The 19771-nt window shown below is 49.2% G+C and carries 17 protein-coding genes; 13 read left to right on the top strand and 4 right to left on the bottom strand.

The features are described 5' to 3' along the window. The first annotated feature begins 16 nt into the window (after positions 1 to 16). Genes yajC through secF form a run of 3 tightly spaced genes read left to right on the top strand, consistent with a single transcriptional unit; the run spans position 17 to position 3198 of the window. Positions 17 to 349 (top strand): preprotein translocase subunit YajC, encoded by a 333-nt coding sequence (yajC, locus tag MKR94_RS10590; protein WP_062811989.1) that lies wholly within the window; start codon positions 17 to 19, stop codon positions 347 to 349. 25 nt (positions 350 to 374) lie between these two features. Further along, the gene (secD, locus tag MKR94_RS10585) at positions 375 to 2222 is read left to right on the top strand and encodes a protein translocase subunit SecD (RefSeq protein ID WP_099822587.1); all 1848 of its coding nucleotides are present in this window, start codon (positions 375 to 377) and stop codon (positions 2220 to 2222) included. Positions 2223 to 2232: 10 nt separating this feature from the next. Next, positions 2233 to 3198 carry a protein translocase subunit SecF gene (gene secF / locus MKR94_RS10580; protein WP_241646865.1) on the top strand — a complete coding sequence of 322 codons (966 nt, stop codon included), beginning with the start codon at positions 2233 to 2235 and terminating at the stop codon, positions 3196 to 3198. Between the two features lie 63 nt (positions 3199 to 3261). Here secF and leuD read toward each other — a convergent pair whose 3' ends face one another. The 4 genes from leuD to leuA are packed head-to-tail and all read right to left on the bottom strand — an operon-like array spanning position 3262 to position 7943. Further along, entirely contained in the window at positions 3262 to 3867 is a 606-nt protein-coding gene (leuD, locus tag MKR94_RS10575) for a 3-isopropylmalate dehydratase small subunit (RefSeq protein WP_099822585.1), read from the bottom strand. Between the two features lie 11 nt (positions 3868 to 3878). Next, on the bottom strand, positions 3879 to 5279 hold the full coding sequence (gene leuC / locus MKR94_RS10570) for a 3-isopropylmalate dehydratase large subunit (protein ID WP_241646864.1): 1401 nt from the start codon (positions 5277 to 5279) through the stop codon (positions 3879 to 3881). Between the two features lie 4 nt (positions 5280 to 5283). Beyond that, the gene (gene leuB / locus MKR94_RS10565; protein ID WP_241646863.1) at positions 5284 to 6375 is read right to left on the bottom strand and encodes a 3-isopropylmalate dehydrogenase; all 1092 of its coding nucleotides are present in this window, start codon (positions 6373 to 6375) and stop codon (positions 5284 to 5286) included. A 2-nt stretch (positions 6376 to 6377) separates the two neighbouring features. After that, positions 6378 to 7943 (bottom strand): 2-isopropylmalate synthase, encoded by a 1566-nt coding sequence (gene leuA / locus MKR94_RS10560; RefSeq protein ID WP_241646862.1) that lies wholly within the window; start codon positions 7941 to 7943, stop codon positions 6378 to 6380. 759 nt (positions 7944 to 8702) lie between these two features. Between leuA and ilvI the strand changes: the two genes are divergently transcribed. The 10 genes from ilvI (at position 8703) to mraY (ending at position 19771) form a co-directional block, all read left to right on the top strand. After that, on the top strand, positions 8703 to 10427 hold the full coding sequence (gene ilvI, locus MKR94_RS10555) for an acetolactate synthase 3 large subunit (RefSeq protein WP_241646861.1): 1725 nt from the start codon (positions 8703 to 8705) through the stop codon (positions 10425 to 10427). Further along, positions 10427 to 10918, top strand: a complete 492-nt coding sequence (ilvN, locus tag MKR94_RS10550) for an acetolactate synthase small subunit (protein WP_241646860.1) — start codon at positions 10427 to 10429, stop codon at positions 10916 to 10918. Before ilvI ends, ilvN begins: the two co-directional genes overlap by 1 nt. 130 nt (positions 10919 to 11048) lie before the next feature. After that, complete coding sequence (gene cra / locus MKR94_RS10545; protein WP_241646859.1) at positions 11049 to 12062, top strand: catabolite repressor/activator; 1014 nt, start codon at positions 11049 to 11051, stop codon at positions 12060 to 12062. Positions 12063 to 12375: 313 nt separating this feature from the next. Continuing rightward, positions 12376 to 12834, top strand: a complete 459-nt coding sequence (gene mraZ / locus MKR94_RS10540) for a division/cell wall cluster transcriptional repressor MraZ (RefSeq protein ID WP_241646858.1) — start codon at positions 12376 to 12378, stop codon at positions 12832 to 12834. Further along, positions 12834 to 13778, top strand: a complete 945-nt coding sequence (gene rsmH / locus MKR94_RS10535) for a 16S rRNA (cytosine(1402)-N(4))-methyltransferase RsmH (RefSeq protein ID WP_048911503.1) — start codon at positions 12834 to 12836, stop codon at positions 13776 to 13778. Before mraZ ends, rsmH begins: the two co-directional genes overlap by 1 nt. Further along, on the top strand, positions 13775 to 14095 hold the full coding sequence (gene ftsL / locus MKR94_RS10530) for a cell division protein FtsL (RefSeq protein WP_241646857.1): 321 nt from the start codon (positions 13775 to 13777) through the stop codon (positions 14093 to 14095). The genes rsmH and ftsL overlap by 4 nt, the downstream gene beginning before the upstream one ends. Before the next feature lie 13 nt (positions 14096 to 14108). Next, on the top strand, positions 14109 to 15863 hold the full coding sequence (gene ftsI, locus MKR94_RS10525) for a peptidoglycan glycosyltransferase FtsI (protein WP_241646856.1): 1755 nt from the start codon (positions 14109 to 14111) through the stop codon (positions 15861 to 15863). Beyond that, positions 15850 to 17337, top strand: a complete 1488-nt coding sequence (murE, locus tag MKR94_RS10520) for a UDP-N-acetylmuramoyl-L-alanyl-D-glutamate--2,6-diaminopimelate ligase (protein ID WP_241646855.1) — start codon at positions 15850 to 15852, stop codon at positions 17335 to 17337. The genes ftsI and murE overlap by 14 nt, the downstream gene beginning before the upstream one ends. After that, on the top strand, positions 17334 to 18695 hold the full coding sequence (murF, locus tag MKR94_RS10515; RefSeq protein ID WP_241646854.1) for a UDP-N-acetylmuramoyl-tripeptide--D-alanyl-D-alanine ligase: 1362 nt from the start codon (positions 17334 to 17336) through the stop codon (positions 18693 to 18695). Before murE ends, murF begins: the two co-directional genes overlap by 4 nt. Then, positions 18689 to 19771, top strand: coding sequence for a phospho-N-acetylmuramoyl-pentapeptide-transferase (gene mraY / locus MKR94_RS10510; protein ID WP_048911508.1), 1083 nt, complete (start codon positions 18689 to 18691; stop codon positions 19769 to 19771). The genes murF and mraY overlap by 7 nt, the downstream gene beginning before the upstream one ends.

Raw genomic sequence — 19771 nt, 5'->3', positions numbered from 1 at the left:
TAATGAGGGATAGTTTATGAGCTTTTTCATTTCTGATGCCGCGGCAGCGGCTGGCGCACCAGCACAAAATAGCAGCTTTTCTATGGTCATCATGTTGGTCGTGTTCGGCCTGATCTTTTTCTTTATGATTTTGCGTCCACAGCAAAAACGTGCAAAAGAGCATAAGAAACTGATGGAATCTATCGCGAAAGGGGATGAAGTGATGACCACTTCAGGTTTCGTCGGTCGTGTAACTAAAATCTCTGAAACGGGTTATGTTGCCATCGCGCTGAATGAAACCAATGAAGTCGTTGTCAAGCGTGATTTCGTCGCTGCCGTTCTGCCTAAAGGCACAATGAAAGCATTATAATTGAACTCTTCCTTAGGGAACTGCCGTGCTAAATCGTTATCCTTTATGGAAGTACATCATGCTGATCGTCGTGTTACTGGTCGGCCTGTTGTATGCACTTCCAAACCTCTATGGTGAGGATCCGGCTGTTCAAATCACTGGTGAGCGGGGCGCCGCTGCCAGTGAGCAGACAATGGATCAGATCCAGACAGTACTTAAACAACAACATATCGATACCCGCTCTATCGCATTAGAAAATGGCGCAATCATGGCGCGTTTCGCTAATACCGATATTCAGTTGCGTGCGCGTGAAGCACTGGTTAACGCGTTAGGCAACAATTACGTGGTGGCGTTAAACCTTGCTCCTGCGACCCCGCGTTGGTTAGCCGCACTTTCGGCCGAGCCGATGAAACTTGGTTTAGACCTGCGTGGTGGTGTGCACTTCTTAATGGAAGTGGACATGGACACGGCTTTAGGCAAGCTACAAGAGCAAAATGCTGAAACGCTACGGGGAGACCTGCGTACCGCGAAACTCGGTTATACCTCTGTCGGTAAAATCGATAATTACGGTATTCAGATCCAGTTCCCTAATGCCCAAGCACGTGATGCGGCCGTAAGCTACTTAAGCCCGCGCCATCGTGACCTGGTGATTAGAAGCCGTGGCAGTAACCAACTTACCGCGGCCATGACCGATGCGCGCTTAAGCGAAGCCCGTGAATACGCAGTACAGCAAAACATCACTATTCTCCGTAATCGTGTTAACCAATTAGGCGTTTCTGAGCCACTGGTTCAGCGTCAAGGTTCGGACCGTATTGTGGTCGAATTACCGGGAATTCAAGATACCGCACGGGCTAAAGAGATTCTGGGCGCAACCGCGACACTGGAATTCCGCTTAGTGAATACTACGGTCGATCCCGCTGCGATTGCCGCAGGACGCGTCCCAGGGGATTCCGAAGTGAAGAGCATGCGTGATGGACAACCTGTTGTTCTTTACAAGCGTGTTGTCTTAACCGGCGATCACATTACCGACTCGACCTCGACGATGGATGAGTATAACCAGCCACAAGTTAACATCTCGCTAGATAGTGCGGGGGGTAACACGATGTCTGATTTTACTCGGAATAATATCGGCAAACCTATGGCGACATTGTTTGTTGAATATAAAGACAGCGGTAAAAAAGATGCCAACGGTCGTGCGATTTTAGCGAAACAAGAAGAAGTCATTAACGTGGCGAACATTCAATCTCGTCTTGCTAATAGCTTCCGTATCACTGGCATTAACAATCCAAATGAAGCGCATCAGCTCTCTCTGCTATTACGCGCTGGCGCACTAATCGCGCCGATTCAGATTGTTGAAGAACGCACCATTGGTCCAACCATGGGGCAACAGAATATCCAACAAGGCTTGCATGCATGCTTGTGGGGTGTCGCGGTGTCGATTCTGTTTATGCTGGTGTTCTATAAGAAATTCGGTGTCATTGCGACCACAGCGTTGATTGCAAACTTAATCTTAATCATCGGGATCATGTCTCTGTTGCCGGGTGCGACCTTGACTATGCCGGGTATTGCCGGGATTGTCTTGACCCTAGCCGTAGCGGTTGATGCCAACGTATTGATTAACGAACGGATTAAGGAAGAGCTACGTAACGGGCGGACAGTACAACAGGCGATTCACGAAGGTTATCGTGGCGCGTTCTCCAGTATTGTCGATGCTAACGTGACAACGCTTATTACGGCTATCATTCTCTATGCTGTGGGTACTGGCTCTATTAAAGGGTTTGCGATTACGACAGCGATTGGGGTGGCAACCTCCATGTTTACGGCGATTGTAGGAACACGAGCGATTGTGAACCTGCTTTACGGCGGTAAACGTATCAACAAGCTGTCGATCTAAGGAGCCTGTTGTGGCACAAGAATATAGTATTGAACAACTCAACTATGGCCGTAAGGTGCATGATTTCATGCGCTGGGACAAGTTAGCTTTTACCCTGTCAGCGCTACTGTTGATTGCTTCTGCCATCATTATTGGTGTGCGTGGCTTTAACTGGGGACTGGATTTTACCGGCGGGACGGTGATTGAGATTACGCTAGAAAAACCCGGTGAATTGGATGTAATGCGTTCAGCTTTACAACATGCCGGCTTCAGCGATCCTCAAGTCCAAAATTTCGGTAGCAGCCGTGAAGTGATGGTGCGCTTATCCCCGCATGATGGCAATGCAGGACAAGAGCTGGGAACCAAAGTTGTTAGCGAGATCAACCAAGCGACCCAGCAGACCGCAGTGGTTAAACGTATTGAATTCGTTGGACCGAGCGTTGGTAGCGACCTGGCACAGGCCGGCGCACTCGCACTGCTGGCTGCCTTGATCTGTATCTTGATCTATGTGGGCTTTCGTTTTGAATGGCGTCTTGCACTGGGGGCAGTATTAGCCTTGGCGCACGACGTTGTCATTACGATGGGTGTGTTATCACTGTTCCATATTGAGGTCGATTTAACGATCATCGCGTCCCTGATGTCAGTGATCGGTTACTCGTTAAACGATAGCATCGTTGTTTCTGACCGGATCCGTGAAAACTTCCGTAAGATCCGTCGTGGCTCGCCTTACGATATCGTCAATATTTCTCTGACTCAGACATTGAGCCGGACATTGATGACCTCGGCGACCACCTTGGTGGTGGTGTTGATGCTGTTTATCTTCGGTGGTGAGCTGTTACGTGGCTTCTCACTGACGATGTTAATTGGTGTCGCCATCGGTACTATCTCTTCTATCTACGTCGCGTCAGCATTGGCGTTGAAACTCGGTATGAAGCGCGAACATATGTTAGTGCAGAAAGTCGAGAAAGAAGGGGCAGACCAGCCACGCATTCAATAGAAATCGCGGCAATAAAAAAGGGACATGATAATGTCCCTTTTTTTATGCTAAACGCTAAATGAATTATTGCAGAAAGGCAGGCTGCTTCGCTTCGTAATCCCCTATCGATGCTTCATGCTGCAGCGTAAGGCCAATACTGTCTAAGCCGTTTAACATGCAGTGACGACGGAAACTGTCCAGTTCGAAAGTATAAACTTTATCGCCTGCCTGAATCGTCATCGCTTCTAAATCAACAGTAAAATTAATGCCAGGATGTTGCTCAACAAGTTGGAACAGCTCGTCAATCTGTGCTTCGCTTAATTTGACCAAGAGCAGTTGGTTATTGAAGCTATTGCTATAGAAAATATCAGCGAAAGAGGGCGCTATCACCACACGAAAACCGAAGTCGGTTAAGGCCCACGGTGCATGCTCACGCGACGAGCCACAGCCGAAGTTTTCACGGGTCAGTAAAATACTGGTGCCCTGATACAGAGGCTTATTTAGGACGAAATCTGGATTAGGAATTTTGCCCGCATCATCGATAAAGCGCCAATCATTAAACAGATGCTGACCAAAACCTGTACGGGTAACTTTCTGTAGAAACTGTTTTGGAATGATCGCATCCGTATCGACATTGGCCGCATCTAAAGGCGCAACCAGTCCGGTATGTTGAGTAAATTTAATTGCCATGATGCAGATCCTCAGTTCAAGGTACGGATGTCAGTGAAGCGACCGGTAACGGCGGCTGCGGCCGCCATGGCGGGACTGACTAAGTGAGTCCGTCCACCACGTCCTTGACGCCCTTCAAAGTTACGGTTACTGGTTGATGCACAACGTTCTCCTGCATTCAGGCGGTCGTTGTTCATGGCTAAGCACATTGAACAGCCCGGTAAACGCCATTCAAATCCCGCTTCTAGAAAGATTTTATCTAAGCCTTCTTCTTCAGCCTGTGCTTTAACCGGTCCAGAGCCTGGGACCACCATAGCAACGATACCCGGTGCCACTTTACGCCCTTTGGCAATCGCTGCCGCGGCGCGTAAGTCTTCAATTCGCGAGTTAGTGCAAGAACCGATAAAGACTTTGTCGATTGCGACATCCGTTAAGCGGATACCTCCTTCAAGGCCCATATAGGCTAACGCTTTCTCCGCTGAAGCGCGTTCGACCGGGTCACTGAACTCTTCTGGACGTGGGATAGGCTGATCAACAGCGATAACTTGCCCTGGGTTGGTTCCCCAAGTGACTTGTGGCGCGATATCTGCCGCATCCAAGGTAACGACAGCGTCAAACTCGGCGTTATCATCAGATTTTAAGGTTTTCCAGTAAGCAACGGCTTCATCCCATTGCTCGCCTTTCGGCGCAAACTGACGGCCTTTTAAGTATTCAAAGGTTGTCTCATCCGGCGCGACCAAGCCCGCTTTAGCCCCTAACTCAATGGCCATATTACACAGCGTCATACGACCTTCCATGCTTAGCGCTTCGATCGCTGCACCACAGAATTCGACAACATAACCGGTGCCTCCGGCGCTGCCGGTTTTGCCGATAATGGCGAGTACGATATCTTTCGCTGAGATACCGCCAATGGCAGAACCCGTGACCTCGATCTTCATCGTTTTTGCCCGACCTTGTTTTAAGGTTTGGGTCGCCATCACGTGCTCAACTTCTGATGTACCAATACCGAATGCTAAGGCACCAAAGGCTCCGTGGGTGGCGGTATGCGAGTCACCGCAGACAATGGTCATCCCCGGTAAGGTAATCCCTTGTTCTGGACCGATAACGTGAACGATACCTTGGAAGGGGTGATTTAAGTCGTACAGACTGACTCCAAACTCGGCACAGTTCTTGATCAGCTCTTGCATCTGGATACGTGCCATCTCACCGGACGCGTTAATATCCCGTGTCTCTGTCGAGACGTTATGGTCCATCGTCGCGAAAGTTTTTGATGGCTGACGCAATTGACGGCCGTGGGCGCGTAGCCCGTCAAAGGCTTGTGGTGAGGTCACTTCGTGAACTAAGTGACGGTCAATGTACAGGATAGGCGTCTCTTGTGGCGCCTCGTAAACGACATGTGCATCAAATAACTTCTGGTATAATGTTTTGCTCATTTTATTATTTTTCCTCGGCAATATACCGGGCAATGATATTACCCATCTCATCAGTACTAACTGCTTGACCGTCACCGGCTAAGTCATGAGTACGGTGTCCCGCAGCCAGCGCCTTACTGATTGCGTTTTCGATCGCTTCCGCCGCGTCACCTTGTTGTAAGCTATAACGCAGTAACAAGGCTAGTGATAAAATTTGTGCAATTGGGTTAGCGATATTTTTTCCGGCGATATCGGGAGCCGATCCGCCTGCGGGTTCGTATAGTCCGAATCCTTCTTCATTCAGACTGGCAGAAGGCAGCATGCCCATCGAACCGGTAATCATTGCACACTCATCAGACAGAATATCGCCGAATAAGTTGGAACATAACAGTACGTCGAATTGAGAAGGATCCTTGATCAGCTGCATCGTGGCGTTATCGATATAGATGTGTGATAACTCGACGTCTGGATACTCTTTTGCAATTTCAGTGACCGTTTCACGCCATAAAATCGACGATTGCAGTACGTTCGCTTTATCGACGGAGGTGACTTTATGGCGACGTTTACCCGCTGACTCGAACGCTAAGCGAGCGATACGCTCGATCTCATAGCGGTGATAAATTTCGGTATCGAAAGCGCGCAGCTGATCGCCACTGCCTTCACGGCCTTTCGGTTGACCGAAGTAGATACCACCTGTTAATTCACGGACACATAAAATATCAAATCCCCGTGCGGCAATATCGCTGCGCAGAGGGCAATAAGCCTCTAATCCTTTATACAGGGCTGCAGGGCGCAAGTTACTGAACAGTTTAAAGTGTTTACGTAAAGGAAGCAGGGCGCCACGTTCAGGTTGATCGCTGGGCGGTAAGTGTTCCCATTTAGGCCCTCCGACAGAACCAAACAGAATGGCATCTGCTTGTTCGCAGCCTGCTACCGTGGCAGCAGGAAGCGGAGAACCATGGTTATCGATGGCAATACCGCCGACATCAAAATGCTGAGTGTTGATCTGAAAGCCAAAACGCTGGCTGACCGCAGCCAAGACTTTTTCAGCCTGGGCCATCACTTCTGGACCGATTCCATCACCGGGTAAAACCGCAACATTATACTGAGTCGACATAATTACACTGTTTCCTTAATTTCAGTCTGAGACTTACGCTTTAATTCTTGCTCGACCTGACGTGCACGCCAAATCGTGTTTAATGCATTCACCATCGCCTTCGCGGAAGACTCCACGATATCGGTAGCTAAGCCAATGCCATGGAATTTACGGTCGTTATATTTCACGACGATGTCCACTTGGCCCAGTGCATTCTCCCCTTGGCCTTTGGCGGTTAATTTATAATTGACTAACTCGATCTCTAATCCCGAGATGCGGTTGATTGCTTGGTAAACTGCATCAACAGGACCGTTACCGGTGGCAGCTTCTTCTTTGATTTCAGCGCCTACCGCTAATTTTACTGATGCGGTCGCCGTGATACTTGCCCCAGACTGTACCGTGAAGTCATGCAGTACGAAGTGATCGCTCTCATCGGCTTGATTATTAATGAAAGCTAACGCCTCCAAATCGTAATCGAATACTTGGCCTTTCTTATCGGCTAATTTTAAGAATGCCTCATATAGGGTATCTAAATTGTAATCTTGTTCTTGATAACCCATTTCAGCCATACGGTGTTTTACTGCCGCGCGGCCAGAACGTGAGGTCAGGTTCAATTGAACTTGGTGTAAGCCGATCGATTCTGGCGTTAAGATTTCGTAGTTTTCACGGTTTTTCAACACGCCATCTTGGTGAATCCCTGAGGAGTGAGCAAAGGCGTTGCTACCCACCACGGCTTTATTCGCAGGGATAGGCATATTACAAATCTGGCTAACAATCTGGCTGGTACGGTAAATTTCTTGGTGATTAATGCCGGTATGGACGTTCATCATGGCATGGCGCGTTTTAATCGCCATAATCACTTCTTCTAAAGCACAGTTACCTGCGCGTTCGCCTAAGCCATTTAAGGTCCCTTCAACCTGACGCGCGCCAGCCGTCACGGCGGCCATTGCGTTGCCGACGGCCATACCTAAGTCATCGTGAGTGTGAACAGATAAGATGGCCTTATCGATGTTCGGGACACGTTGGATTAATGAAGAGATGATGTTGGCGTATTCGTGCGGCAGGGTATAGCCGACGGTATCAGGAATATTAATGGTGCGGGCACCGGCATTGATGGCGGCTTCTACGACACGACATAAATCGTCAATTGGGGTACGGCCACCATCTTCACAGGAAAACTCGACATCATCAGTATAGTTGCGTGCACGGCGAATCATGTATTCCGCACGCTCAATTACCTCTGGCAGGGTCGAGCGCAATTTGGTTTCAATGTGCATCGGGGAGGTGGCTAAAAAGGTGTGAATACGAAAAGCATCAGCCACTTTTAAGGATTCGTATGCCGCGTCGATATCTTTTTCGACACAACGGGCTAAGGCGCAAACTCGGCTATTTTTGATGGTACGGGCAATGGTTTGGACCGATTCGAAGTCACCGGGAGAGGAGACAGGGAAACCCACTTCCATTACGTCGATTTTCATCCGCTCTAAAGCCAGCGCGATCTGTAACTTATCTTTAACGCTTAAACTCGCCTGTAATGCTTGCTCACCGTCGCGTAATGTTGTGTCGAAGATAATGACTTGCTGGCTCATAATTTGCTTCCTTAAATTCTTATATTTGATGGCCTTAGCGCATAAAAAAACCCGCGCTGTTCGGCGCGGGTTTTTCAGTTCTTTCAGGCTTTAATCTTTATTCGTTTTCGCCCACAGAACAACCGCGCTGATATTTAGCGAGGAGGAGGAGTTCTGTGAGTGCAGTGAAACGAATCATTATTAAAGCCTATAGAATCTGTGTGTCCTTATATTGGTACGTGAATTGGCGGGGCATGTCAACGAAAAATTAACTAGGTCGCGAATAGGCGAGTCACCGTTAAGCTAGCGGAATATTAATCTTTCATTGGGATTTTTAACTTTATGATTTATATATATTAATCCCATATAAATGATTTTATGATAGATGATTGTTCTGCATTAATGTTCATGTGTGGGGATTTAGTTTGCTGTAATAATCTTATGCGATATAGCTGACTTAACTTAATTGAAGATGTCTCTGCTGAAATATTTTCTTTATTTTTCGCTGACTGGCGTGTATCAAACTCTATCTGATTAATTGTTTAGTTTTTTTATTAGGTCGATAACGAAAATTCTAGAATAATTCTCTATTCATTTCGCGGGTAAATTTTTTTCATTTATTTTCCCTGCCGGGAATTTAAGCGGTATGTTAACGTAAGAAAGCTTCCACTCAGTAAAAAATAAAATGATCGACCCTTCTGGGGAGTGGAGCTGGCAAGCGTAGATTTTCTTATCACTGTGACAGTAATCAGTTGTATGAGTGTGAAGCCGGAGGCAGTAATGCAGATGTTGTCAGGAGCAGAAATGGTCATTCAGTCACTGATTGATCAAGGCGTAAAACAGGTGTTCGGTTATCCCGGTGGAGCGGTACTGGATATTTATGATGCGATCCAAACAGTGGGTGGCGTCGACCATATATTAGTGCGTCATGAGCAAGCTGCAGTGCATATGGCTGACGCCGTGGCGCGTGCAACAGGCGAAGCTGGGGTGGTGCTCGTTACATCTGGCCCTGGCGCAACCAATGCTATTACCGGAATTGCGACGGCCTATATGGACTCGATTCCGATGGTTGTCCTCTCCGGACAAGTCGCGTCCTCCTTAATCGGCAGCGATGCGTTTCAAGAGTGCGACATGATTGGTATTTCGAGACCGATCGTTAAACACAGCTTCCTGGTCAAACGTACCGAAGATATTCCTGAGATGATCAAGAAAGCGTTCTGGTTAGCCTCAACCGGGCGTCCGGGACCGGTAGTCATCGATCTCCCTAAAGATATCCTGAATCCTGCGGTGAAACTCCCCTATCACTGGCCAGAAAGCGTAAGCCTACGCTCTTACAATCCTACGGTGCAAGGGCACAAAGGGCAGATTAAACGTGCGCTAAACACGCTGCTGGCGGCAAAGCAGGCCGTGATTTATGCCGGTGGCGGGGTGATTACCGCTCATGCAGAATCGGCGTTAAAAACGCTGGCCGAAACATTGCAATTACCGGTTACCACGACACTAATGGGATTAGGCTGTTTCCCTGGAACACATCCACAAAGTGTCGGCATGTTGGGAATGCATGGGACCTATGAGGCAAATATGACCATGCACAATGCAGACGTCATCTTTGCGGTAGGTGTGCGTTTCGATGACCGGACGACCAATAATATTGCCAAGTATTGTCCGGATGCCACGGTGATCCATATCGATATCGATCCAGCATCGATTTCGAAAACCGTTAATGCGGATGTTCCTGTTGTCGGCGATGCCCGTCAAGTACTGGAACAGATGGTCGAATTACTCGATAAAACACCGCCTCCTTCTGCCACACTGAGTGCTGAATGGTGGGCGAAGATCGATCAGTGGCGTGCACGTAATTGTCTCGCTTACTCCACGGAAGGCGAAAAAATCAAACCACAAGCGGCTATTCGTACCTTATGGAAGTTAACCAAAGGGCAAGCCTACGTCGCGTCGGATGTGGGTCAACACCAGATGTTTACCGCATTACATTATCCGTTCGACCACTCACGGCGTTGGATCAATTCCGGCGGTCTTGGCACGATGGGCTTTGGCCTACCCGCGGCATTGGGCGTGAAGTTATGCTTACCCGATGAGACGGTCGTTTGTGTGACGGGAGATGGCAGTATTCAGATGAATATCCAGGAGTTGTCTACCGCGTTACAGTATGAATTACCTATTTTAGTCCTGAACCTGAATAACCGTTACTTGGGTATGGTTAAGCAGTGGCAGGATATGATCTACTCCGGGCGTCACTCACACTCTTACATGAAATCTTTACCGAACTTCGTCAAAATTGCCGAAGCATATGGTCATGTAGGGATTGCGATTAACTCTCCGGATGAGCTGGAAGCTAAGCTGCAACAGGCATTGGACTTGGTAGCAAAAGGTCGTTTGGTGTTTGTTGATGTGATGGTGGATGGGAGTGAGCACGTATACCCGATGTTGGTTCGCGGCGCTGGAATGAACGAGATGTGGTTAAGCAAGACGGAAAGGAGCGAATAATGCGCCGGATATTGTCAGTGTTACTTGAAAATGAGTCTGGGGCGTTATCGAGAGTGGTCGGCCTCTTCTCTCAACGCGGCTATAACATCGAAAGCTTAGCCGTGGCACCTACCGAAGATCCAACGCTATCGCGCATTACGATCCAAACCATCGGCGATGAGAAAGTGTTGGAACAGATCGAGAAGCAACTCCATAAACTGGTTGATGTATTACGGGTCAACGAGCTGGGTCAGTCAGCGTTCGTCGAGCGTGAAGTTATGCTGGTCAAAATTATCGCGGAAGAGGCTGCGCGTGAAGAGATCAAACGTTGTGCCGATATTTTTCGTGGCCAAATTGTCGATGTGAGCCCGCGTTTCTATACCGTACAGCTAGTAGGGAGTGCAGAAAAACTGGATGCATTCTTAACGGCGGTACGCGCGGTGACCGAGATTGCAGAAGTGGTCCGTTCGGGCGTTATCGGTATTTCACGCGGTGATAAAACCCTCAATTAATCCTCGTTAAGGGAAAGACTGATAAGGTCTTTCCCTGTCACACCTGTTGCCTGCTACCAACTGGATAAGGTATATAGTCTTAGGGCCTTAATACGAGTTTCCTAAGTAGGTAGTGAAGAGCGAGGGCAGGGTGAAACTAGACGAAATTGCACGATTGGCGGGGGTTTCTAGAACTACCGCGAGTTACGTTATCAATGGTAAGGCTAAACAGCATCGCGTCAGCGATAAGACCGTTGAAAAAGTCATGGCGGTTGTGCGGGAGCATAACTATCATCCCAATGCGGTGGCTGCTGGCCTGCGAGCAGGAAAAACACGTTCTATCGGGCTGGTCATTCCTGATCTTGAAAACACCAGTTATACGCGTATTGCGAAGCATCTTGAACGCCACGCACGTCATCAAGGCTACCAATTGCTTATCGCCTGCTCGGAGGATCAACCGGACAACGAAATGCGCTGTATAGAACATCTTTTACAACGCAAGATCGATGCTCTTATTGTTTCAACATCTCTCCCTGCCCAGCATCCCTTTTATCAACGTTGTGCTGAACGCCAATTACCCGTGATTGCGTTAGACCGACCTTTAGATCAGCGGTTATTTAGTAGCGTGGTTGGCGCAGATCGCGAAGATGCCTTTGCCTTAGCCCAAGCACAACGTCAGCAATCGATTGATAATATTCTTTTCTTTGGCGCGCTCCCTGAGTTATCGGTGAGTTTTTTACGGGAGCAGGGTTTCCGAGAGGCGTGGAGCGAGGACGCTCGCCAACCGCAATTCTTGTACAGTGATAGCTTTGACCGTCAACGTGCAGCACAACAATTTACCGCCTATCTGCAACAACATCGCTTACCCGCCGCGATCTTCACCACATCGTTTGCGTTACTCCAAGGCGTTATGGATGCCTGCCTATCGACACTTGGCGAGCTTCCCTCGACTCTCTCAATCGCTACCTTCGGTGATCATGAGCTTTTAGACTTTCTTGCTTGTCCTGTGCTATCTGCAGGTCAGCGTCATCAAGATATTGCTGAGTGCGTACTAGCATTAGTCTTAAAAACCCTTGAACTGAATGAGGATCGAGAATTAGGGATTACCACCATTTCTCGGCATCTGCATGCTCGGGGAGCATTGGTCCGTACGACGCATTCATAGTGAACCCCAGTACAAGGGTTAAAATTATTGTATAATCATCGGCTGAAGTGGCTGAGATCCTAGTTTTTACAAAGTATCTCTTCAAATATGGATTATTCCGTATCGTTGATATGTCTTGCGCTATAAATCATTGAGTTAGCTGAATCCCTGCCTAGAAATACGATTTTTCACTATAAAAAAAGCCAGAGATAACAGGAAATATTCCGTGGCAACAGTCAAAGCCGCTTGACAAGCTTTTCCTCCGCTCCGTAAACTCGCTTTGTGGGAAAATGTGGGGCAAAGTGGTGTTTTTTTCCAAATATAAGGGCTTATCATGTTCCGTGGGGCCAACCCTGTAAATATAGACAGTAAAGGACGCTTTGCGATGCCCGTGCGCTATCGTGAACAACTCTATGCACTGTCTGAAGGGAACATGGTCTGCACGATTGATATTCATCAACCTTGTTTACTGCTTTATCCCTTACCGGAATGGGAACGGATTGAGCGTAAATTAGCGAATCTCTCTTCGATGAATCCAGCCGAACGACGTATACAGCGATTACTGCTGGGGCATGCGACAGAAGGGCAGCTTGATGCTGCGGGACGGTTGCTATTAACCGCTCCCTTACGCACTCACGCCACATTAACCAAACACATTATGTTGGTCGGCCAATACAATAAATTTGAGCTTTGGGACGAACAGACTTGGTATGACCAAGTCAAGCAAGACATTGAGGCTGAGCAACATGCTCAGGGTGTATTATCTGAGCGTTTGCAGGACTTATCGTTATAATGACGTCTGACAATTTTAAACATACTACCGTACTGCTCGACGATGCCGTCAGCGGGTTAAACATTCAGCCAGAAGGTATCTATATTGATGGTACCTTTGGTCGCGGAGGACACTCCCGACTCATCCTTTCTCAACTGGGTGAAAAGGGGCGTTTGATCGCTATCGATCGTGATCCACAAGCCATCGCGGCAGCCGAGCAAATCGACGACCCACGCTTCTCAATTATTCACGGCCCTTTCTCGCAGTTGGGTGACTACGTAGAGTCTTTAGGGCTGGTGGGAAAAATCGATGGGATTTTGCTCGATCTTGGTGTCTCATCCCCACAACTTGATGACGCTGAACGTGGATTTTCCTTTATGCGTGATGGACCATTGGACATGCGAATGGACCCTTCACAGGGGGAGTCTGCGGCACAATGGTTGATGCGTGCCGCCGAAGAAGATATTGCTTTTGTTATCAAAACCTATGGTGAAGAAAAATTCGGGAAACGTATTGCGCGCGCTATCGTCGAGCGTAATCGCTTAGCACCGATGACGCGGACCAAAGAGTTAGCCGAGGTCATTGCCGCGGCGATGCCGGTTAAAGACAAGCATAAGCACCCTGCGACCCGAAGTTTTCAAGCGATACGTATCTGGATTAATAGCGAGTTAGAAGAGATCGAGCGAGCCTTAGCTTCTTCTATCAAAGCGCTAGCCCCAAAAGGGCGACTGTCGATTATCAGTTTCCACTCTCTTGAAGACCGTTTAGTGAAGCGCTTTATGCGTACCCATAGCCGCGGCGTACAAGTGCCAGCAGGGGTACCCATGACTGAGGCGCAAATACAGGCGCTGGGGGGAAGGGAACTTCGCTCGCTCGGTAAATCGGTACCAGGCCCGGCAGAAGTGGCCGAGAACCCTCGTGCACGTAGCTCGGTTTTACGCATCGCAGAAAGGAGTGAAGCGTGATCAATAATGAGCGTCATAGCTTACCCGCCGTTATCGGCGGGGATCTATTACGGCATGGAAAACTCCCCATTATCCTTCTTATCTCCGTGTTAGTGACTTCCATTATGGTGGTGATTACTACTCAAAAAACACGGCTACTGACGGCACAACGCGAACAGATGGTGTTAGAGAAAGACTCGCTAGATATCGAATGGCGAAATTTGATCCTTGAAGAAAATGCCTTAGGGGATCACAGCCGTGTCGAGCGTTTAGCCGTCGAAAAACTGCATATGCAGCACGTGGACCCTTCTCAGGAACATATAGTGGTTCAACCATAGGGATAGAAAACTGATGGCCGGCGCAAAGAAAACGCTGAAAACAAAAAAGCAAGAAATCAAAGCCAACTTCATTCGTTGGCGTTTTGCATTGTTATGCGGCGGAATTCTGCTGGCGTTGGTCGGCCTACTTTCTCGTGTCGCATGGCTGCAAGTGGTGAAACCTGAGCGCTTGGTGAAAGAGGGCGATATGCGCTCGTTACGCGTGCAATCTGTTCCGAGTTCACGCGGCATGATCAGCGATCGTAATGGCCGACCGCTCGCGGTGAGCGTTCCAGTCAGCGCGATATGGGCCGATCCAAAAGAGGTGAATGCCCACGGTGGTATTGGTTACGATAATCGCTGGAAAGCGTTGGCTGACGCCCTGTCGCTGTCTCTTGATCAACTCTCCTCACGGATAAATGCCAACCCCAAAGGCCGCTTTGTGTATCTTGCCCGACAAGTGAACCCAGCGGTTAGTAGCTATATTCAGAAATTGAAGTTACCGGGGATTAACTTACGTGAGGAGTCCCGCCGCTACTATCCAGCAGGGCAGGTGGCTGCGCATTTGATTGGCTTTACCAATATTGATGGTCAAGGGATCGAAGGCGTCGAAAAAAGCTTTGATAAATGGCTAACGGGAACACCTGGCGCACGTATTGTGCGTAAAGATCGTCAAGGTCGGGTGATTGAAGATATTTCGTCGACCGATAGCCGTGTGGCGCATAACCTGACCCTAAGTATTGATGAGCGGCTACAGGCGCAAGTCTATCGCGAGCTGAATAATGCCGTAGCGTTTAACAAAGCGGAATCAGGAACGGCTGTTCTCGTCGACGTAAACACGGGGGAAGTGCTCGCAATGGCAAACAGCCCAGCCTACAACCCAAATAATCTCAGTAATACCCCGCGTGAAACCATCCGTAACCGTGCGATTACCGATATTTTCGAGCCAGGATCAACTGTAAAACCGATGGTAGTGATGACAGCCCTCAAGCGGGGAGTGGTGCATCCTAGCAGTGTATTAAATACCGTACCCTATCGGATTAATGGCCATGAAATCAAAGATGTCGCTCGTTATAATGAATTAACCTTGACGGGTGTGCTACAGAAGTCGAGTAACGTTGGGGTATCCCGTTTGGCCTTGGCCATGCCATCTTCTGCACTGGTCGAAACCTATTCCCACTTCGGATTAGGGCAGCCGACCAATCTTGGATTAGTGGGCGAAAGTAAAGGTATTTATCCGCATAAACAGCGCTGGTCTGATATCGAACGTGCGACGTTCTCCTTTGGCTATGGATTGATGGTGACGCCGCTACAACTGGCTCGCGTCTATGCCACTATCGGCAGTTATGGTATTGCTCGCCCGCTATCGATCACCAAAGTTTCCCCCCCCGTTGCCGGAACACGTGTCTTTGATGAGGCGACCGTTAAGACGGTGGTTCATATGATGGAAAGTGTGGCACTCCCCGGGGGCGGGGGCGTCAAAGCAGCCATTAAAGGCTATCGGATTGCGATTAAGACTGGTACCGCCAAAAAGGTTGGCCCAGATGGCCATTATGTGAACAAGTATATTGCGTATACCGCCGGGGTTGCTCCAGCCAGCCGCCCTCGATTTGCCTTAGTCGTGGTCATTAACGATCCACAAGGTGGAAAATATTACGGCGGGGCTGTCTCGGCACCGGTATTCGGCGCCATCATGGGCGGGGTATTACGTACAATGAATGTTGAGCCAGATGCCCTGGCAACAGAAAATAAAGAACTGACCAGCGAGGGATCAAGTGACCGATCGTAACCTACAAGAGGTGTTAGCACCTTGGGTACCTAACGCTCCTGCACTAATGCTCAAGGCGATGACGCTTGATAGTCGTAATGTTAAGGCTAGCGATCTTTTTATCGCTGTCGTCGGTCACAATGTGGATGGACGAAAATATATTTCCCAAGCGATTGCTCAAGGCGCTGCAGCGGTGGTCGCCGATGCACAAGATGTTGCGAAAGATGGCGAAATCCGTGAAGTCGAAGGGGTTCTGGTCATCTATCTCGCCCAATTATCGGAACGCTTATCTGCGCTAGCGGGAAGGTTTTATTGTCGACCAGTCGACGCTATGAGAATTGTTGGCGTGACGGGAACGAATGGTAAAACCACAATTACGCAGCTGCTGACACAGTGGGTGACCTTACTGGGTGAATCCAGCGCGGTAATGGGAACTGTCGGAAATGGCCTGTATGGGCAGCTGGTCGAGAGCGAAAATACTACTGGCTCGGCGATCGATATACAGAGAACGCTCGCAGAGTTTTCCGCGCAGCATGTCAGCTTAACCGCGATGGAGATTTCATCTCATGGCTTAGTGCAGCATCGGGTCGCGGCGCTCCCTTTCTCCGCGGCAATCTTCACTAATCTAAGTCGTGATCACCTTGATTACCACGGCGATATGGAAAGCTACGCAGCCGCGAAATTATCGCTCTTTACGGAGCATCAGGTTGGCGTCAGCATTATTAATGCTGATGATGAGATAGGCCAGCAATGGCTAACTCAGCTGACGGATGCGGTTGCCGTGAGTGCGCGTGGACTTAGCCTATCTCAACGCCATGGTCTGTGGCTAACGGCTACGGCAATCACCTATCATGAAGAGGGGGTAGCGATTCAATTCGACTCCGCATGGGGCTCAGGCGAATGTGTCAGCGCGTTAATCGGCGAATTCAATGTCAGTAATGTATTATTAGCCTTGGCTACCCTGTTGGCGTTGGGATATCCCTTAGCGCAATTAGTCGGCACGGCATCTCGACTGTCACCCGTCTGCGGGCGGATGGAAGTCTTTAAACAGCCTGGACATGCTGTTGCCGTGGTGGATTATGCCCATACCCCCGATGCCCTGCAAAAGGCCTTAGAAGCGGCGCGCCGGCACTGCCAAGGCCAACTCTGGTGCATCTTCGGTTGCGGCGGAGACCGAGACCGAGGAAAACGTCCGCTGATGGGGGCGATAGCCGAAGAATTCGCCGACCGGGTCGTGATCACCGATGATAATCCACGCAGCGAAAATCCTGCCGCGATAACTCAAGACATTCTGTCTGGATTAATAGATGCAAGCCATGCACAAGTGATTGCCGGCCGCGCTCAGGCTATCGCCAACGTCTTTCAACAGGCTACAGAACAAGACATCGTATTGATTGCTGGAAAAGGCCATGAAGATTATCAGATTATTGGTCATCAGCGACTTGATTATTCAGACCGTGCGACGGTCGCAACTTTATTAGGAACGATGGCATGATCCCAGTAACGAGTAAACAACTCGCGCTGATCACTGCAGGTGAGCAAGTGGGTAGAGACGTTACGCTGAGTCATATCACTACCGATACGCGTGAGATTGTCGAAGGTAGCTTATTCGTGGCATTAATCGGTGAACGATTTGATGCACACCAGTTTGCGGAGCAAGCCATCAACGCGGGGGCCAGTGCGCTTCTGGTAAGCCGTCGATTAGATATTGCTGCTACGCAAATCGTGGTAGAGGATACACGAATTGCCTTCGGTAAAATCGGTGGCTGGGTACGTGAAAACGTCCCAGCGAGAGTCGTTGGTCTGACCGGCTCATCCGGGAAAACGTCGGTGAAAGAGATGACTGCTGCGATCTTGAAACAGTGTGGCGAAACGCTCTACACCGCAGGAAATCTTAACAATGATTTCGGTGTGCCGATGACCCTTTTACGGCTCACACCGGAGCATCGCTTTGCGGTGATCGAGATGGGGGCAAATCATCAAGGTGAAATTGCCTACACCACGCATTTAGTGAAGCCAGAGGTAGCGCTAGTCAATAACCTAGCCGCCGCACACTTAGAAGGTTTCGGGTCAATAGCAGGTGTAGCGAAAGCCAAAGGTGAAATCTTCCAAGGCTTACCGCCGCAAGGTATTGCGATTCTCAATGCAGAGAGTAATGACCGCGATAATTGGCAACCCGTATTGGCGGATAAACGCGTTCTCACCTTTTCTTCTGCAGAGCAGGGGAGGGATGATTATTACGTCACCGATGTCAACTTCACGGTAGAGGGTACCCGCTTTTGTTTACATACGCCTCAGGGCGCTTGTCAGGTACTTCTGCCGCTCCCTGGGCAGCACAATATTGCTAACGCACTCGCTGCTGCAGCACTGTCGCAATCCGTCGGCGCATCGTTGGACGCAATCAAACAGGGCCTTGCGACATTAACCGCTGTGCCTGGCCGACTCTATCCGATCCAATTATCGCAATCGGTACTGTTACTCGATGACTCCTATAACGCAAACGTGGGATCGATGACTGCAGCAGCGCAGGTGTTGGCCTCGATGCCGGGCTACCGGATCATGATTGCGGGAGATATGGGAGAACTAGGGAGTGATACCGAGTCTTGCCACCGTCAAGTCGGTAAAGCACTGCATGACGCTGGCGTCGATAAAGTGTTGACCGTGGGGCAATATAGCCAGTGGATCGCGCAAGAGAGCCAAGTTGGAGAAATCTTCGCCAGCAAGTTGGCGCTAACAGAGCGGGCGCGTGAATTAATTCAGGAACATCAGGTTGTGACGCTATTAGTGAAAGGATCACGCAGTGCTGCAATGGAAGAAATCGTTATGTCATTACAGGAGAAAGACGCATGTTAGTTTGGCTAGCCGAGCATCTGGCTAAATTTTATTCAGGATTTAACGTCTTCTCGTATTTGACGTTTCGCGCCATTGTCAGTTTATTAACGGCTTTATTTATCTCATTATGGATGGGGCCACGGCTCATTGCTTGGCTGCAGAAATTACAGATCGGCCAAGTCGTTCGCAACGATGGACCTGAGTCACACTTCAGTAAGCGTGGGACGCCGACCATGGGGGGGATAATGATCCTGACCTCCATTACCATTTCGGTACTGTTATGGGCTTACCCTTCTAACCCCTACGTATGGTGTGTGCTAGTGGTACTCATTGGCTACGGCATCGTGGGCTTTGTCGATGATTATCGTAAAGTTGTCCGTAAAGATACCAAAGGCCTGATCGCCCGTTGGAAGTATTTCTGGCAATCCGTGATTGCGCTAGGGGTGGCTTTTGCCCTTTATGCAATTGGCAAAGATACGCCCGCGACACAATTAGTGGTTCCTTTCTTCAAAGATATTATGCCGCAGTTAGGTCTGCTCTATCTATTCCTGACCTACTTTGTGATCGTTGGCACCAGTAATGCCGTCAATCTGACCGATGGACTGGACGGCTTAGCGATTATGCCAACGGTATTTGTCGCAGCCGGATTTGGGCTAGTCGCTTGGGCAACGGGTAACGTGAACTTTGCGGACTATCTGCATATCCCTTATCTGCGCCATGCGGGCGAGTTAGTGATTGTCTGTACGGCGATTGTCGGCGCGGGACTTGGCTTCTTATGGTTCAACACTTACCCAGCGCAAGTGTTTATGGGTGATGTCGGGTCGTTGGCGCTCGGTGGCGCATTAGGCACCATTGCCGTTTTACTGCGTCAAGAGTTCTTACTGGTCATTATGGGCGGTGTATTTGTGGTCGAAACGCTGTCAGTGATTTTACAGGTAGGCTCGTTCAAATTACGTGGGCAGCGTATCTTCCGCATGGCACCTATCCACCACCATTACGAGTTAAAAGGCTGGCCAGAGCCGCGCGTCATTGTGCGTTTCTGGATCATTTCATTAATGTTAGTGTTGATCGGTCTCGCCACCCTGAAGGTACGTTAA

It is taken from the genome of Rosenbergiella metrosideri (assembly GCF_022602565.1).
Lineage (GTDB): Bacteria > Pseudomonadota > Gammaproteobacteria > Enterobacterales > Enterobacteriaceae > Rosenbergiella > Rosenbergiella metrosideri.
Note: the sequence above shows the minus strand (reverse complement) of the source record. Positions and strands in the feature narration are given on the sequence as shown.

Coding starts and splice junctions, on each gene's coding strand:
- yajC (WP_062811989.1), top strand. CDS start 17: ATGAGCTTTTTCATTTCTGATGCCGCGGCAGCGGCTGGCGCACCAGCA.
- leuD (WP_099822585.1), bottom strand. CDS start 3,867: ATGGCAATTAAATTTACTCAACATACCGGACTGGTTGCGCCTTTAGAT.
- leuC (WP_241646864.1), bottom strand. CDS start 5,279: ATGAGCAAAACATTATACCAGAAGTTATTTGATGCACATGTCGTTTAC.
- leuB (WP_241646863.1), bottom strand. CDS start 6,375: ATGTCGACTCAGTATAATGTTGCGGTTTTACCCGGTGATGGAATCGGT.
- leuA (WP_241646862.1), bottom strand. CDS start 7,943: ATGAGCCAGCAAGTCATTATCTTCGACACAACATTACGCGACGGTGAG.
- ilvI (WP_241646861.1), top strand. CDS start 8,703: ATGCAGATGTTGTCAGGAGCAGAAATGGTCATTCAGTCACTGATTGAT.
- ilvN (WP_241646860.1), top strand. CDS start 10,427: ATGCGCCGGATATTGTCAGTGTTACTTGAAAATGAGTCTGGGGCGTTA.
- mraZ (WP_241646858.1), top strand. CDS start 12,376: ATGTTCCGTGGGGCCAACCCTGTAAATATAGACAGTAAAGGACGCTTT.
- rsmH (WP_048911503.1), top strand. CDS start 12,834: ATGACGTCTGACAATTTTAAACATACTACCGTACTGCTCGACGATGCC.
- ftsI (WP_241646856.1), top strand. CDS start 14,109: ATGGCCGGCGCAAAGAAAACGCTGAAAACAAAAAAGCAAGAAATCAAA.
- murF (WP_241646854.1), top strand. CDS start 17,334: ATGATCCCAGTAACGAGTAAACAACTCGCGCTGATCACTGCAGGTGAG.
- mraY (WP_048911508.1), top strand. CDS start 18,689: ATGTTAGTTTGGCTAGCCGAGCATCTGGCTAAATTTTATTCAGGATTT.